The organism is Paenibacillus sp. 01T431 (genome assembly GCF_056398625.1).
This window is the reverse complement of record NZ_JBFTPT010000027.1, coordinates 34,405-48,937: the sequence shown is the minus strand read 5'-3', so window position 1 is coordinate 48,937 and position 14,533 is coordinate 34,405. Positions and strand designations below refer to the sequence as shown.

At 45.0% G+C, this 14,533-nt stretch carries 14 protein-coding genes; 4 read left to right on the top strand and 10 right to left on the bottom strand.

Annotated features, from left to right (window positions below):
- Positions 1 to 145: 145 nt before the first annotated feature.
- Positions 146 to 529 carry a VOC family protein gene (locus AC1DM9_RS31495; RefSeq protein ID WP_477512360.1) on the top strand — a complete coding sequence of 128 codons (384 nt, stop codon included), beginning with the start codon at positions 146 to 148 and terminating at the stop codon, positions 527 to 529.
- Between the two features lie 76 nt (positions 530 to 605).
- On the opposite strand, the gene acsA is transcribed toward AC1DM9_RS31495, so the two are convergent.
- Positions 606 to 2,330 (bottom strand): acetate--CoA ligase, encoded by a 1,725-nt coding sequence (acsA, locus tag AC1DM9_RS31490; protein WP_076268238.1) that lies wholly within the window; start codon positions 2,328 to 2,330, stop codon positions 606 to 608.
- 242 nt (positions 2,331 to 2,572) lie between these two features.
- Here acsA and AC1DM9_RS31485 point away from each other — a divergent pair, with 242 nt between their 5' ends.
- Complete coding sequence (locus AC1DM9_RS31485) at positions 2,573 to 3,208, top strand: GNAT family N-acetyltransferase (protein ID WP_339208805.1); 636 nt, start codon at positions 2,573 to 2,575, stop codon at positions 3,206 to 3,208.
- An 87-nt stretch (positions 3,209 to 3,295) separates the two neighbouring features.
- A complete protein-coding gene (locus AC1DM9_RS31480; protein WP_441886033.1) occupies positions 3,296 to 4,471 on the top strand; it encodes an acetoin utilization protein AcuC in 1,176 nt (391 codons plus the stop codon).
- 79 nt (positions 4,472 to 4,550) lie between these two features.
- On the opposite strand, the gene AC1DM9_RS31475 is transcribed toward AC1DM9_RS31480, so the two are convergent.
- From AC1DM9_RS31475 to AC1DM9_RS31460, 4 genes are all read right to left on the bottom strand, one after another.
- On the bottom strand, positions 4,551 to 5,249 hold the full coding sequence (locus AC1DM9_RS31475) for a 5'-methylthioadenosine/adenosylhomocysteine nucleosidase (protein WP_076268235.1): 699 nt from the start codon (positions 5,247 to 5,249) through the stop codon (positions 4,551 to 4,553).
- Between the two features lie 5 nt (positions 5,250 to 5,254).
- The gene (gene ccpA / locus AC1DM9_RS31470; protein WP_076268234.1) at positions 5,255 to 6,259 is read right to left on the bottom strand and encodes a catabolite control protein A; all 1,005 of its coding nucleotides are present in this window, start codon (positions 6,257 to 6,259) and stop codon (positions 5,255 to 5,257) included.
- Between the two features lie 140 nt (positions 6,260 to 6,399).
- The gene (locus tag AC1DM9_RS31465; protein ID WP_305953885.1) at positions 6,400 to 6,783 is read right to left on the bottom strand and encodes a hypothetical protein; all 384 of its coding nucleotides are present in this window, start codon (positions 6,781 to 6,783) and stop codon (positions 6,400 to 6,402) included.
- Between the two features lie 188 nt (positions 6,784 to 6,971).
- A complete protein-coding gene (locus tag AC1DM9_RS31460) occupies positions 6,972 to 7,409 on the bottom strand; it encodes a VanZ family protein (protein ID WP_339208802.1) in 438 nt (145 codons plus the stop codon).
- Between the two features lie 52 nt (positions 7,410 to 7,461).
- Here AC1DM9_RS31460 and AC1DM9_RS31455 point away from each other — a divergent pair, with 52 nt between their 5' ends.
- Positions 7,462 to 7,992, top strand: a complete 531-nt coding sequence (locus AC1DM9_RS31455) for a type 1 glutamine amidotransferase domain-containing protein (RefSeq protein ID WP_477583970.1) — start codon at positions 7,462 to 7,464, stop codon at positions 7,990 to 7,992.
- On the opposite strand, the gene ptsP is transcribed toward AC1DM9_RS31455, so the two are convergent.
- The 5 genes from ptsP to aroA all read right to left on the bottom strand — a co-directional run bounded on the left by ptsP (position 7,989) and on the right by aroA (position 14,462).
- Positions 7,989 to 9,731 carry a phosphoenolpyruvate--protein phosphotransferase gene (gene ptsP / locus AC1DM9_RS31450; protein ID WP_076268230.1) on the bottom strand — a complete coding sequence of 581 codons (1,743 nt, stop codon included), beginning with the start codon at positions 9,729 to 9,731 and terminating at the stop codon, positions 7,989 to 7,991. The genes AC1DM9_RS31455 and ptsP overlap by 4 nt on opposite strands.
- The gene (locus AC1DM9_RS31445; protein ID WP_477583968.1) at positions 9,728 to 11,614 is read right to left on the bottom strand and encodes a glucose PTS transporter subunit IIA; all 1,887 of its coding nucleotides are present in this window, start codon (positions 11,612 to 11,614) and stop codon (positions 9,728 to 9,730) included. Before AC1DM9_RS31445 ends, ptsP begins: the two co-directional genes overlap by 4 nt.
- A 284-nt stretch (positions 11,615 to 11,898) precedes the next feature.
- On the bottom strand, positions 11,899 to 12,540 hold the full coding sequence (locus AC1DM9_RS31440) for a hypothetical protein (RefSeq protein WP_477583966.1): 642 nt from the start codon (positions 12,538 to 12,540) through the stop codon (positions 11,899 to 11,901).
- Between the two features lie 137 nt (positions 12,541 to 12,677).
- Positions 12,678 to 13,112, bottom strand: a complete 435-nt coding sequence (locus tag AC1DM9_RS31435; RefSeq protein WP_076268227.1) for a CoA-binding protein — start codon at positions 13,110 to 13,112, stop codon at positions 12,678 to 12,680.
- A gap of 54 nt (positions 13,113 to 13,166) precedes the next feature.
- Entirely contained in the window at positions 13,167 to 14,462 is a 1,296-nt protein-coding gene (gene aroA / locus AC1DM9_RS31430) for a 3-phosphoshikimate 1-carboxyvinyltransferase (RefSeq protein ID WP_339208794.1), read from the bottom strand.
- Positions 14,463 to 14,533: the final 71 nt, after the last annotated feature.

Genomic DNA, 14,533 nt, shown 5'->3' with positions numbered 1-14,533 from the left:
CAACCCATTTTTTTCAAAATGAACCAGCTGCTTAACTACCGCTCGACAATTATGACTTGACAACTGTTTTCCATCTCCTTATGATAAAAAGCATTCATTATTGCGATAAAATTCCATATTCCCGATTAGGAAGGAAATAAAAACAATGACTAAAAGACGTATTGATCATGTTGGCGTTATGGTAAAAGATATTAATGCTTCTATTTCTTTTTATACTGAAATTATTGGCTTTGAGCTTAAAGGAAGAACGCCTCATACGAATGGAATTATTGAGCTTGCCTTTCTTGGCTTTGGCGGTTCCGATGAAACCGAATTAGAATTAATTCAAGGCTATAATGACAACCTTCCAAGTGAAGGCAAGGTGCATCATTTTGCAGTGACAGTAACGGATGTCCATGCGGAATTTGAACGTTTAAAGCAGCTTGAAGTAACCTTTATCGATGAGGGCATCACTGTACTTCCGAACGGATACCAGTACTTTTTTGTAAGCGGACCTGACGGTGAGCGAATCGAGTTATTTCAGCGGTAATGAATGCTCGAATAAAACACGAAAAAGAGGATGGCCCCTGATCTGATCAGGAGCCATCCTCTTTTTTATGTTTTAATTAGTCTTCAATTGTGGACAAATCGCCCGTTGGCAGGTTCAGTTCCCACGCTTTCAGCACTCGACGCATAATTTTGCCGCTTCGTGTTTTGGGAAGCTTATCCTTAAACTCAATTTCTCTTGGTGCCGCATGGGCGGATAAGCCTACTTTTACGAATTGTGAAATCTCAAGCTTCAGTTCATCCGAGGCCACATAGCCTTCGCGGAGCGCAATAAAAGCTTTAATGATTTCTCCACGCATCGGATCTGGTTTGCCGATAACCCCCGCTTCTGCTACAGCCGGATGCTCAACCAGCTTGCTCTCAACCTCAAACGGGCCTACTCTCTCGCCTGCTGTATTGATTACATCATCGATACGGCCTTGGAACCAGAAGTAGCCATCTTCGTCCATATAGGCGGAATCTCCAGAGATATACCAGCCTTTAAGATAAAAATATTCCTCATACTTAGAAGGATTATTCCATACCTTGCGCATCATGGATGGCCAAGGCACATGTATGGCTAAATTGCCCATCCGATATGGAGGCACCTCATTGCCGCTATCATCGATAATAGCAGCTTTCACGCCTGGCAACGGCTTGCCCATCGATCCTGGTTTAATATCCATACTTGGATAGTTGCAAATCAATTGGCCGCCTGTCTCCGTCATCCACCATGTATCATGAATGCGTTGGCCGTAAACCTTCATTCCCCATCTTACGACCTCTGGGTTAAGCGGTTCGCCTACGCTTAGAACATGCCGCAGGCTTGTAAGATCAAACTGCTGTGATATTTCGTCACCTGCACCCATTAACATACGGAATGCCGTAGGCGCGCTATACCATACCGTAACGCCGTATTTCTGAATGACGCTATACCAATCGCTTGGACTAAAGCGTCCGCCTCGTATGACGTTTGTAGCGCCGTTAAGCCACGGTGCAAAGATGCCATAAGAAGTGCCAGTAACCCAGCCTGGATCTGCAGTGCACCAATATATATCGTTTTCTTTCAAATCAAGTACTATTTGACCCGTATACATATGCTGAATCATCGCATTTTGTACATGGTAGACACCTTTTGGTTTGCCGGTTGAGCCGGAAGTATAATGCAAAATGAGACCATCCTCGCGCTCCAGCCATTCAATCTCAGCCTCGTCGGACGCTGCAGCCATCTCTTCTGCAAAATCAACAATGTTCTCTTCCTTCGCTAAATCCTTGCCGAATACGATTACATGCTTTAAATTCGGCAGCTCATCTCTCTTAATTCTTTTGAGAAGAGCAGGTGTTGTAATAATAGCTGTAGCTTCGCTATCCAAAAGTCTGTCCTTTACCGCTGTCTCCATGAATGCTTCGAATAGCGGACCAACAACCGCGCCGACCTTCAAAGCACCAAGCGCGCTAAAATAAAGCTCAGGCGTTCTCGGCATAAAGATGAAGACACGCTCGCCTTTGGAAATGCCAAGCTTGCGCAAGACGTTTGCAAAACGATTGGATTGTTTGCTCAGTTGTTCGAAGGTGTAGGATTCATCCCGCTCACTATCGCTATAGTAAAGGGCGATTTTATCGCCTTTTCCTTGCTCGACATGACGGTCAATGGCCTCATACGCCATATTTACTTTTCCAGTTGTGTACCAGCTAAATTGACTTTCGATTTGACTCCATTCAAAGGAATTAATCGCTTCTTCATAATTCGGTAAGTTCGAATTTTGCGCAGTCGCTGGAATTCGTTCTTGATGTAAGTTGATCATACTATCACTCTCCCATCAAATCTGTGTTTCTACTTTGTAAGAATACGCTTTCAAAACGAAGTCGTAACTTGAGGCAAACAAGCCGACAACAACTCGCGCATCCCATGATCTTAAACCGCCAAACTTATTATAACATAACCTTTTTCTATTCGACTACGCTTTTCATTTAGTAAAATGTTTGTTATAAAGAGTAATAGAGGATTGTGTTTAAGCAGCAATTTAACAGCAAAGGGGGGGCAGCCTTGGAACATCGAAAGCGTTTGCAGCGAGAGCAGCTCGTTTTGGACGCAAGTCGTGAACTTATTTTGGAAGGACCAGTACCGCCCGATCAGTTAGCCAACATGACGATGCACAAATCGCTGGATGCATTCCGCAGACCAAACGAGCAGCATGTTGCGCTAGTTGAAATTGCCGGCCTAGAAGAAGGAAGAATTATTTTAGCGCGTGAAGGCTCGGTTATCGTTGGATACGTTACCTTCCACTATGCGGACGAGCTTGAGCGCTGGTCAGAAGGCGGAATGACGGATTTAATCGAGCTCGGCGCAATCGAGGTTGCGGATGATTATCGCGGCCTTGGCTTAGGAAAACGAATGATTCAGCTCGCCTTCGCCGAGGAGCAATTAGAAAATATGATTGTATTTACGACAGAGTATTATTGGCATTGGGATCTTGAGGGCACGAAGCTGAATGTGTGGGATTATCGAAAAATGATGGAAAAATTGATGCAATCCGTCGGAATGATTTGGTACGCCACAGATGACCCCGAAATTTGCTCCCATCCCGCGAATTGTCTTATGGTGCGTATCGGCACAGAGGTCCCGCTAAGCTCGGTAGAACATTTTGACACGGTACGTTTTCGGCAACGCTTTATGTATTAAGGTTTTGCTTACGATGCCGGTTTGCTGCGCAAACCTAAGTTACGCTTACGATGCTGGTTTGCTCCACAAACCTTAAGGAGGATAGGAATGGCTTCTGACTCTATTTTCATCTATCATTCGGATACTAGCGGATATAAATTCGGTGAGGAGCATCCTTTCGATCCGCTGCGGCTTGCTCTAACGATCGATCTGCTCAAAGAAGTTGATGCTTTGTATGATGAGGATATTCAGCCTCCTGCAGTGTATTCCGAGGATGAGCTGTTGTCACTCGTCCATAGAACCGACTATTTGGACGCTGTTAAACAATTGAGTGAAGCCGAAATCGATGATGACAGCGTACTTGCACAGCAGTTTGGACTACATACAGAAGACACTCCTTATTTCCCTGGCATGCACAAGGCAGCTATGTCCATCGTCAGAGGCTCTGTGACGGCCGCTGAGCTTGTTATGACGGGTCAAGCCAAGCATGCCTACCATCTTGCCGGAGGATTGCATCACGCCTTCCCTGACCGCGCCTCAGGCTTCTGTGTTTATAATGATGCAGCAGTCGCTATTAAGCATATCCGTCAAACGTATGGGGCAAAAGTGCTTTATATTGATACGGATGTCCATCACGGGGACGGTGTTCAGTGGGTTTTCTATGACGATCCAGACGTATGCACCTATTCAATCCATGAAACGGGAAAATTTTTGTTTCCAGGTACAGGCTACGTGCACGAAAAAGGGACAGATCATGGTTTTGGCGCTTGCTTTAACGTGCCGTTAGAACCGTACACTGAGGATGAATCCTGGCTGGAGAGCTTTAATATTACGTTGCGCAAAATCATTTCGGCCTTCAAACCCGATGTCATTATTAGTCAGCACGGCTGCGATGCTCATGCCTTTGACCCGCTCTCTCACATTCATTGCAGCATGCGTATATATGCCCAAATCCCTGCTATCATACATGAATTAGCCCATACCTATACCGATGGCCGCTGGATTGCATTAGGCGGCGGCGGTTATGATATTTTCCGCGTCGTTCCACGAGCTTGGTCTTTAGTATGGCTTACAATGATTGATCACCCTATTGCACATGCGATTGCAGCTGGTGAAGAAGCTAGGCTTCCAGACCGCTGGTTGAGTCATTGGGAATCCATTAGCCCTCACAAGCTTCCTACTCATTGGATGGACGATCCCGAAGATATTGAGCCTATGCCTAGACGAATCGAAATTACGAACAAAAACAGAATGATGCAGCAGATCGTTATTCAAGATCTGTAATCCGATTACAGCGTCATGCTCGCACAAAAAAAAGAACCAGTTCCGATGTTGGCATCAGAGCTGGTTCTTTGTATTTCGTTTAAATATTTTGCATGATATCATCAATAATTTGATAAGAATTGTTGGAGGCGATTACCGTAAACTCTGGAAAGTTCACATGAGCCGATCCATCCGCTTTGTCAGACATCGAACGAATAATGACAAATGGTGTATTATTCATATCGCATACTTGAGCGACTGAGGCGCCTTCCATCTCCGCGCATGCGCCTTGCAGCTTCTCGTGAAGCAGCTTAACCGACTCGCGGCTTGCAATGAATTGATCGCCCGACAGCACTTTGCCCTGTATGCTGCGTCCTGAGAATAAACGATTGCTAGCTGCAGAAGCCAGCTCAATTAATCTCTCGTCTGCAGGAAATTCTGATCTTGGATGAAAAGGAATCGTTCCAAGAGCAAAACCTAGTGGTGTACAGTCCATATCATGCTGGACACAACTCGTCGAAACGACGATATCTCCAATGTTAAGCTGCGGATCAACTGCACCGGCAACGCCGGTGAACAGAACGCAATCAGCACCAAGATCAAGTAAAATTTGCGTGCAAACCGCAGCATTTACTTTCCCTACACCTGATTTGCAATAAATGATCGTTTTGCCATGAAGTGTGCCTTCATAATATGTAATACCTGCTTTAGTAACCTCAGACACTACGTTTACATGCTCATGCAGCAATTCAATTTCTTCAGCCATAGCGCCAATAATTCCAATTTTATTAAACGACATTTCTTTTATATTCCTCCAACCGATTGACGCACGATAATCTCATGCGGCAGCACAACTTTGGATTGATCTACATTTTCTTTCTTCATCAGCTTTGTCAGCAAACGCATCGATACCGCGCCAATATCATACATTGGCTGTGCTACAGCTGTAAGCTGTGGACGAACCATGGATGCCATGCGGCTGTTATCAACACTAATGACAGATATATCATCCGGTACTCTTAAGCCGGAATCCTGAATGCTGTGAATTGCGCCAATCGCCATTTCATCCGTTGCGGAGAACACAGCTGTCGGACGCTCGTCCAGCTCAATGAAATATTTCATCGCTTCTGCGCCTGATTCATAACGGTAGTTGCCCGTACGAACTAAAGCATCATCATAAGCAATACCTGCTGCTTCAAGAGCACGCTTATAGCCTTGGAATCTTGCATAACCAATGGATGGATCTTGCAGTGTTCCGCTGATCATTGCAATTCTTCTATGTCCTTGCTCATACAAGTTTTGTACAGCATCGAACGCAGCATCCTCGTGGTTGATGTCAACAGACGGAATTTGTCCGCTCTCATCGGAAGTTGCACAAAGTACAATCGGAACATTAGCCGTCTTAAATGCTTGCAAATGCTCTTCCGTCACTGCCCCGCCCATAAATAGCAAGCCGTCTACTTGCTTCTCAAGAAGTGTATTGATAACACGGATTTCTTTGTCTTTTTTCTTATCCGCATTACACAAAATAATATTGTAATGATACATATTCGCGATATCTTCAATTCCACGTGCTACTTCAGCAAAAATAGCATTTGAAATATCAGGAATAACTACGCCCACCGTCGTTGTTTTCTTACTTGCCAAGCCCCTTGCTACGGCATTTGGACGATATCCTAGGCGCTCTATTGCTTCATATACTTTTTTGCGTGTTGCTGGTTTCACATTGGGATTATTGTTCACAACCCGAGAAACCGTAGCCATTGATACTCCTGCTTCTCTTGCTACATCATAAATGGTTACCGTCACAGTGTTTCTCTCCATTAGCTCAGATTTTATAATTACGCACGACGCATATTAACGTTATCATACGACAAAATATTTCTTTTCGCAATGTTGACGCATGTTTCACTCATCTGCACGTCTTGTAAAATCAATAATCTGAGCTTTTATGTAAGCAACGTTCGACGGCTTATTTGCTCAAGTCTCTTTTTCAAATCCAAAATCCATGCTTCATCGTTTAGCGTTTGAGCAAGCAAATACAAATCAAGTAGCTTATTGATTCTCTGCTCAACCAATCTCTCGAATCCGATGCGATCCGTCTGCTGTTTGTCTGCCTTTGCCTCTACCAGAATGCTAGCCCACTCGTTGCATTCATTAAAAAGGAATGTCTGCTTGTCTGGTTGAGCCCCCAATTGTGCTATTAAACCTGATAAATCAGGTTTTACTTCCGGAAATACTTCACTGCGATTGCAGGTTGTGCAAGAATATATAGGAACGTTATCGATCTCAACCTTCCCTGAGTAAATAACTGTGCGCAGTTTCATCTTCATGATGTCGCCACAATGACAACTCTTATGCAAAGTGGTCCACTCCTTCATAGTAGCAGCTATCGTAACAACCATAGCTTTCAGAGTAATAATGTATAAATGATTCGACTATTTTCGCACAAATTCCTGCATGCACAACCTTGTAATTTTTACTACTAAAATCACACTCAAAATTGACCACAAAATGCTAGTTATGGCGCAACTTTTCTCCACATTTTCCTTACTGGCGGCACAGCTGCAACAATCGTCCAAATCGCTGCTCCGATAAGATCATTCCGCACATCCATAACGTCCGGCATTCTGCCGCCAACAAAAGACTGATGATATTCATCTGTAATTCCATATAAACCACAAATAAGTACAATAACGACCTTCATCCAAAATCGGTCGCCCCTCTTGCCAATGCCGTAGTCTATCGTAAGTGCAAGTATGAAGTAGGAAACAAAATGGCCCCAATTAAAACCTTCCATAAAAGGGAAAAACTTTTGAAAGAAAGGGAGAAAGGTATTTATCTCATCACCTGTTCTCGAAGATAGCGCAAATATAACAGCCATCCATGCAATAGCCGGCAAAAAGCGCAGCAGCCTAACGTATGAAAATGGTTTAGAATAACTCTCCGTTTGCTTCATTGTTTCTCCTTCGTTACAATAATAGAGATCTTTACTAGATGGAGGGAAAAATATGCCGTTACAAAATAAAACCGTCATCTGCTTGCTAGACGACGAATTTGAGGATTTGGAGCTATGGTATCCCGTATATCGTGCGCGCGAAGCTGGTGCGACCGTTTTATATGCTGGGCCTGAAAAAGGTAAAACACATATCGGAAAATACGGCGTGCCTGCTGTAGCTGATTTGTCATTTGATGAAGTAAATAGCGAAGACATTATCGGTTTATTGGTCCCAGGCGGCTGGGCACCTGATAAGCTTCGCCGCTATCCTAAAGTTCTCCAGCTCGTACAAGAACTGAACGCCGCTGACAAACCGATCGGCCAAATCTGTCATGCCGGCTGGGTACTCATTTCGGCGAAAATATTGGAGGGGCGTAAAGTCACTTCAACACCTGGCATTCGAGATGACATGGAAAATGCAGGAGCGATATGGTTCGATGAAGCTGTCGTTGTTGATGGAAATCTCATTTCCGCACGCCGTCCGCCCGATCTTCCTCCTTATGCAAAAGCATTTGTAGATGCACTTGTACAGCGAATGGGTTAACCATTCGCTGTTTTTTTGTCCAAGCGCTCCATAAAACCAGTTAGCTGCTCCAATATTTCTGTACTTGTACGGCAATGATGCAGCTGCTGAAATACCTCATGGCTTTCTTCTTGTGAAGTGAAGAGCAGCCTTTCCTTGATGGGCAAAATCGAATGCGATGACATGCTCAGCTCATCTACATCAAGGCTTAGCCAAATCGGCAGCGCTCTTAGATCGCCTGCAAGCTCGCCGCACACGCCAACCGTAATCCCACTCCGCTTTGCCGCTTCCACCGTCATGCGCAGCATTCGAATGAGCGCTGGATGGTAAGGCTCATACAAGTGTGCGATTTCCTCATTCATACGATCCACAGCTAACGTAAACTGTACCAAGTCATTCGTTCCGATACTAAAGAAATCAACCTCTTCCGCGAGTAAATCAGCGATCATAACTGCAGCAGGAACTTCAATCATAATTCCGATCTTCATCCCTTTATCATAGGGATACCCCGCTGCTTCAAGCTCAAGCTTCGCTTCGTTTAATACTGCATTTGCAGCACGCACTTCATCGACAGATGAAATAAGCGGATACATAAGCTTTACTTGACCGTAATGACTTGCCCGCAAAATAGCACGAAGCTGCGTTTTGAACAAATCTTTACGATCCAGCGATATCCGAATGGCTCTGTAACCTAGAAAAGGATTGTCTTCCTCTGGCAGGTCAAAATAATCGAGCTGCTTATCACCGCCGACGTCCAGCGTTCGGATGACGAGCGGCTCACCCTCAAGTCGTTCGGCTACGCTTCGATATACCTCAAACTGTTCTTCTTCCTTTGGAAACCGATTTCGATCCATGTACAAAAATTCTGTACGGAACAGACCAACCCCATGCGCCCCGCTCGACATCGCAATTTCCAGCTCTTTGTAGGAGCTAATATTGGCTGCAAGCTCCAGCCTTTTGCCATCAGGCGTTACCGGGCGATGTCCTGCAATGCCATGCAGCCTTTTTTTCGCTTCCGATTGATGAGAGTGCAGCTCTGTGTAATAGTCAATCACTTGTTGAACAGGATCGATAAACACAGTGCCGTCATTGCCGTCAATAACTAGCGTTTGCCCTGTTTGAATAGGCTCAACTAACCTCGTCTCTACACCAACAACAAGTGGTACGCCGAGCGCTCTAGCCATAATAGCTGAATGTGAAGTTTTGCTGCCAGCAAGGGTCACAATGCCGAGCACATGCTGCGGATTAATATGTGCTAGCTGAGAAGGAGACAACTCTTTAGCAATCAATATAAATGGCTGCGTATCTGAAGGCAGTGTAATTTCTGGCGCTCCCAGCAGATGCTTCAGCAATCGATTGCCCACATCCTTAATATCTAGCGCCCGTTCTTTCATGTACTCATCGTCAAGCAGATCAAACATCGTAACAAAATGATCAATAGCTTCCTTAACAGCAACCTCAGCCGCTTTGTACTGGCGTTGGATAATACCTTGGATTTCATTCATAAAGACAGGATCGTCCAAAATGGCTATATGAGCATCGAATATATGTGTTTCCTCTGAACCGACTACATCTCGCAGATCATCTTTAATCTGTTCAATTTCAGACTTAGAGGTACGAATGCCTTCGTATACACGTTCGAACTCGCGGGCAAAATCAGCTACATCGATTTTTTGCTCCGGTAACTCCCATTCCCAATTCGGAAGCACAAACGATCTCCCTATCGCTATGCCTGCTGACGCCCCTATTCCTTGAATCATTGTGTTTCCCCTCCACCGTTTCTCTCTTTAAGTACAACAGACAATACCGAGGACTGCCCCTTTTTCACCGCTTTGAAAGGTGCAAATCGCCATGAGTGAACAAGATCAGAATTTGTTATGACCATAGGAGTAGCAAGAGATTTGCTCTCCTTTCGAACTCGCTGCAAATCAAATTTTATAAGCATCATGCCTGGCGTAATTTCGTCCCCTTCTTTAACGAGCGCATTAAAATACGCTTTGCCAGCCAGACGCGAAGTATCAATGCCTATATGAAGCAGAACTTCCAACCCCTCAGGAGTAAGAATGCCGATCGCATGCATCGTCGGATAAATATGCATCACCTTGCCCTTGACCGGCGATACAAGCTCTCCTTTCTCCGGTATAAATGCGACGCCTTGTCCGACGAGTTTGCCCGCAAATATCGGATCAGGCACCTCATCAAGAGGAATCATGCGGCCTTGCATCGGCGAATGGAACAAAACTTGTGCTTGATCACGATGAATGGTCTTGATCATCTCTTCACGAATAAGTTCGGAATACGTGCCAAATACGACTTGAACATGTCCGCCGCCTAATTTGATAACGCCTGCAGCGCCCAGATTCCGAAGCGCATTTATGTCGAGCAGCTTATCGTTGGAAACTTTAAGCCGCAGTCTTGTAATACAGGACTCCATCTTTTCTATATTTTGTTTACCGCCAATGGCTTGCAAAATAAGCGGTGCACGATAAGGGATATCGCCTGCCCATTCATCAAGCTGTGAGCCTTCCTCACGACCTGGTGTCGGAATCCGAAATCTTCGTATCGCCCAGCGAAACAAAAAGTAATAAACGAAGCCAACAACGATGCCGATCGGTATGATTAGCCAACCTCGCGTTGCCAAATGCTCGTTGATAACATAATCTATGGCTCCTGCTGAGAAGGAGAATCCGTGCTTAATGCCAAGCTCATAAGTAACCCACATGATAATGCCTGACAATATCGCATGGACGACGTATAAATAAGGAGCAACAAACAAAAATGCGAACTCTACCGGCTCAGTAACGCCAGTTAGAAATGACGCAAGCGCTGCGTACATAAACGTTTTCCGAATTTTCGGCTTTAAATCCTCGCGCGCTTCGTGAATAATCGCGAATGCGATGGCTGGCAAGGCGAACATCATCGTCGGATAAAGTCCAGCCATAAAAGAGCCGGCAGTAGGATCGCCAGCGAAGAAACGCGGAAGATCGCCATACACCATCTGTCCTGAAGCTGTTTCAAAGCTGCCAATTTGAAACCAGAATACATGGCTGACCAAATGATGCAAACCGAATACAACCAAAATCCGGTGTACAAATCCGTATAAAAATACGCCGAAACCGCCACCCGATTCAACAATTTCACCCAGATTTATCATCATGCTTTGTAAATAAGGCGCAATATTGATCATTGCTATTGAGAACAACAAACTAACAACACTTACAAATAACGGTACAAACCGCGGACCGCCAAAAAATTGTATGTATTCCGGTAATTTTAAGCTTTTAAACCTCTCATGGCTCACGCCTGAAATAATTCCTATAAGTGTACCAATGAGCACGGTTGGCTCAATCGGCACCTCTGCCGACCCTGTAATACCGCTATAAATAGTCATACCTACAAGAGCAGCCATCCCTGCTGCGAGAGCATTACCCGTTAAGCCAAGTGAGATGCCAAGCGCAAAAATATATGGTAAATATGTAAAAATCGTTTCGCTTGCAGCTAATAAATAGCCTTCCATTCCTGGCAGGCCAAAGTAATCCCATGGCAGCTTGCTTAAACTCAAAAATATAGCCGCACCTGGCAGAACAATCATCGGCAGCATGAATGCTCTACCAAGCTGCTGCAGGCTCCCAATGAAAACCATCTTGCACCTCCTTCAAGTTTTGCGAAGCAAAACTGACTTCGTAAGCATTATCTTAAGTTTTGCGAAGCAAAACTGACTTCGTAAGCATTTGCTAAGTTTTGCGAAGCAAAACTACTTCGTAAGCATAAGCTTCAAGTTTTGCAAAACAAAACTAACTCCGTAAGCATTATTCAACACATCTATATCGATGTTAAGCGTTTGCTGCGTTTTTGTCAAAGTAAAACGGCGAGCCTGTAAGGGCCCGCCGATGTTGATGATTCTTTTCTAATTGTATTAAAAATGTGTTATCGATTACCGCCTGAATAAGGAGAAGAATTGACTGCACTCGTCGACTGCCAGCCTACATGAGAAATGACAGGCCCTGCGTTTTGATAAGCATTCGTTGCTTCATATACAGGGTGAAGCGACGTGTTTGAGTGAGTTTGTGTCATACCGCCATATCCATTTTGGAATTGCGATTGGCCGTAACCTCCATAATTGGATGCTGCATGCTGAGCATACTGCGCCCCATTATTCGAGGATGGCTGGTAGTAGGAATGTTGTTGGTTATGCTCAGAACCAGCTTGATAACCTACATGTGCGATAACCGGACCTACGTTGCCAAACGTCGTTGCTGGCGATTGCGCGTAGCTGTGAACCGGTTGATGCGACATGAATGAATTGTTCGTTCCCACCGGATGCGTCATATTCGAATAGTTGTTAGGAGCATAATGTTGTGTTTGCGCTCCTTGGCTATAAGCATTAGACGATTGGTAACCGCCTGGCGAGTTAGCAACAATCGAGTGCGTTTCTCTGCCAAAAGTCGGTTGGCTTAGCTGCCCTTGGTAGTGCGATTGCACATGGCCAGATGGCTCAAAATGTGCATTTTGGTTAAGGTAGCTCTGTTGGCCTTGGTAATTACCCGGTTGTTGCGAAAACTGATTCACGTCGTGTCCTCCTTGAATTACAATCGTATTGTCTTCAAGTGAATGCCGCTTGTTTCGCTTTCTACATGCGAAAAACAAGTACGCAATCGCTCTTGAAGCTTTCTTATTGTGTAGGAGTGACCTGTTTTTTATAACTGTTATCTTTTGGGTTTCCCGTTCGGAAGCAAGATGGAATCCTCCACCTTGATACAACGATCCATTATAACCTCTAGACCGCCTGCTGCAGCAATCGCAGCCGCTTCCTCGTTTGCAATGCCAAGCTGCAGCCAGAAGGTTTTTGCGCCGATGGCAACCGCCTCTTCAGCTACAGGCGGCGTATGCTCGCTTCTGCGGAAAACATTTACGATATCTACTGGCACGGGAATATCTTTTAGAGACGCATAACTTTTTTGTCCCAAGATTGAATCGGCGTTAGGATTAACAGGAATAATCGTATAACCCTTCGCTTGCATCGCTTCAGATACCATATAGGATACGCGCTCTGGATTGTCTGACAAGCCTACAACAGCTACCGTCGTGCTATTCTCCAAAATACCCTTAATATGCTCGCGAGTTGGATTCTCAAATGCCATGATCATACCTCGATTCATTATTTTGTGAACAAGCTTCTAAACGTCAACGAATAATTAGCCTTCAATCCATTCAACCTTAGCGCCTAAAGCTTGCAAATGATCGAAGAATATTGGATAGGACTTCGCTACATGATGTGCATCACGAATTCGAATAGGCTGTTTCGCACGCAATCCAACGACCGATAATGCCATGATGACACGGTGGTCGTAATGCGCATTGATTTCGACACCGCCCTCTACACCTTCAGGACGTCCATGCACGATAATCTCTGCTTGGCGTTCTTCGACATTGGCTCCAGCTTTTCTTAATTCATTCAAATAATCGGTAATGCGGTCACACTCTTTGTAGCGCAAATTTTCTACATTATAAAATCTAGATGTGCCTTCAGCAAAAACAGCCGCTGCAACCATTGCAAGTACAGCATCCGTTGCATGATCGCCATCGAACTCGACTGCTTTGAGCTTGCCATTGCCCTTCACGTGGACAATGCCATTCTCATGCGTAAGCGGAACTTCCATCATTTTCAACACATCAACGACAGCGCGTTCGCCTTGCTTGCTCTTCTCTTCCAAACGGTGTACGATCACATCCGATTCCGTTACAGCCGCAGCTGCTAGAATGGCTGCAGACCCCGGATAGTCGCCTTGCACAGAATAAGTTTTTGCTTCATAGCTTTGACCGCCTGGAATGCGGAACCGCATATAGTCCTCATCTGCATGGATAACAATACCCGCTTGCTCCAATACTTCTAGTGTTTGGCCAACTACTACTTTTGACTTCAAATCATGCAGCACTTCAATTTCACTGTCCTCTTCGAGAAGAGGCGTCAAAAACAGCAGCGCACTCAAAAATTGCGAGCTTATGTTGCCTGAAACTTGAATTTTGCCACCCTTTGGAGCGCCGCCTTGAATTCGAATAGGCAGCTTGCCTTCATTATGCTCAATAGAAACGCCCATCGCTGTCAAAGATTCAATGAGGTCGCTATGAGGTCGTTTACCTAGAGAATCTGGATAACGATTAATAAAGGTTACGTCTGGGCAAAGTGCCGCGATGGCCATCAAAAACCGCAAAACCGCACCTGCGTTACCTACATCCAGCTGCTCAACTGGCTTAGGATTGCGGCCAAAACCGGTAATAACGATTTTCTCCTCGTCTTCCTCTACCGTTGCTCCCAAATCCCGAATGCAGCGGCGCATTGCATCGCTGTCTTCACTGTGGGCTGGGAAATAAATCGTACTTGTTCCTTCAGCTAGAGCGGCTACCAGAAGGTAGCGAGTGGTATAATTTTTTGAAGAAAGCGCTTGAAGTTCACCTTCAAGTCTTGGCGTTGGTGTCACTAAAACGTCCATAGTTCGTATGATCTCCCTTTACAATAATATATACACATCTACAGCTGATCGGCTGATTGAGGTGATGATGA

What these genes read in the sequence shown, in the direction of transcription:
- acsA (WP_076268238.1), bottom strand. Translation starts at nt 2,330, where the DNA reads ATGATCAACTTACATCAAGAACGAATTCCAGCGACTGCGCAAAATTCG.
- AC1DM9_RS31480 (WP_441886033.1), top strand. Translation starts at nt 3,296, where the DNA reads ATGGCTTCTGACTCTATTTTCATCTATCATTCGGATACTAGCGGATAT.
- AC1DM9_RS31475 (WP_076268235.1), bottom strand. Translation starts at nt 5,249, where the DNA reads ATGTCGTTTAATAAAATTGGAATTATTGGCGCTATGGCTGAAGAAATT.
- AC1DM9_RS31445 (WP_477583968.1), bottom strand. Translation starts at nt 11,614, where the DNA reads ATGGTTTTCATTGGGAGCCTGCAGCAGCTTGGTAGAGCATTCATGCTG.
- AC1DM9_RS31455 (WP_477583970.1), top strand. Translation starts at nt 7,462, where the DNA reads ATGCCGTTACAAAATAAAACCGTCATCTGCTTGCTAGACGACGAATTT.
- AC1DM9_RS31465 (WP_305953885.1), bottom strand. Translation starts at nt 6,783, where the DNA reads ATGAAGATGAAACTGCGCACAGTTATTTACTCAGGGAAGGTTGAGATC.
- AC1DM9_RS31495 (WP_477512360.1), top strand. Translation starts at nt 146, where the DNA reads ATGACTAAAAGACGTATTGATCATGTTGGCGTTATGGTAAAAGATATT.
- AC1DM9_RS31435 (WP_076268227.1), bottom strand. Translation starts at nt 13,112, where the DNA reads ATGGCATTTGAGAATCCAACTCGCGAGCATATTAAGGGTATTTTGGAG.
- AC1DM9_RS31460 (WP_339208802.1), bottom strand. Translation starts at nt 7,409, where the DNA reads ATGAAGCAAACGGAGAGTTATTCTAAACCATTTTCATACGTTAGGCTG.
- aroA (WP_339208794.1), bottom strand. Translation starts at nt 14,462, where the DNA reads ATGGACGTTTTAGTGACACCAACGCCAAGACTTGAAGGTGAACTTCAA.
- ptsP (WP_076268230.1), bottom strand. Translation starts at nt 9,731, where the DNA reads ATGATTCAAGGAATAGGGGCGTCAGCAGGCATAGCGATAGGGAGATCG.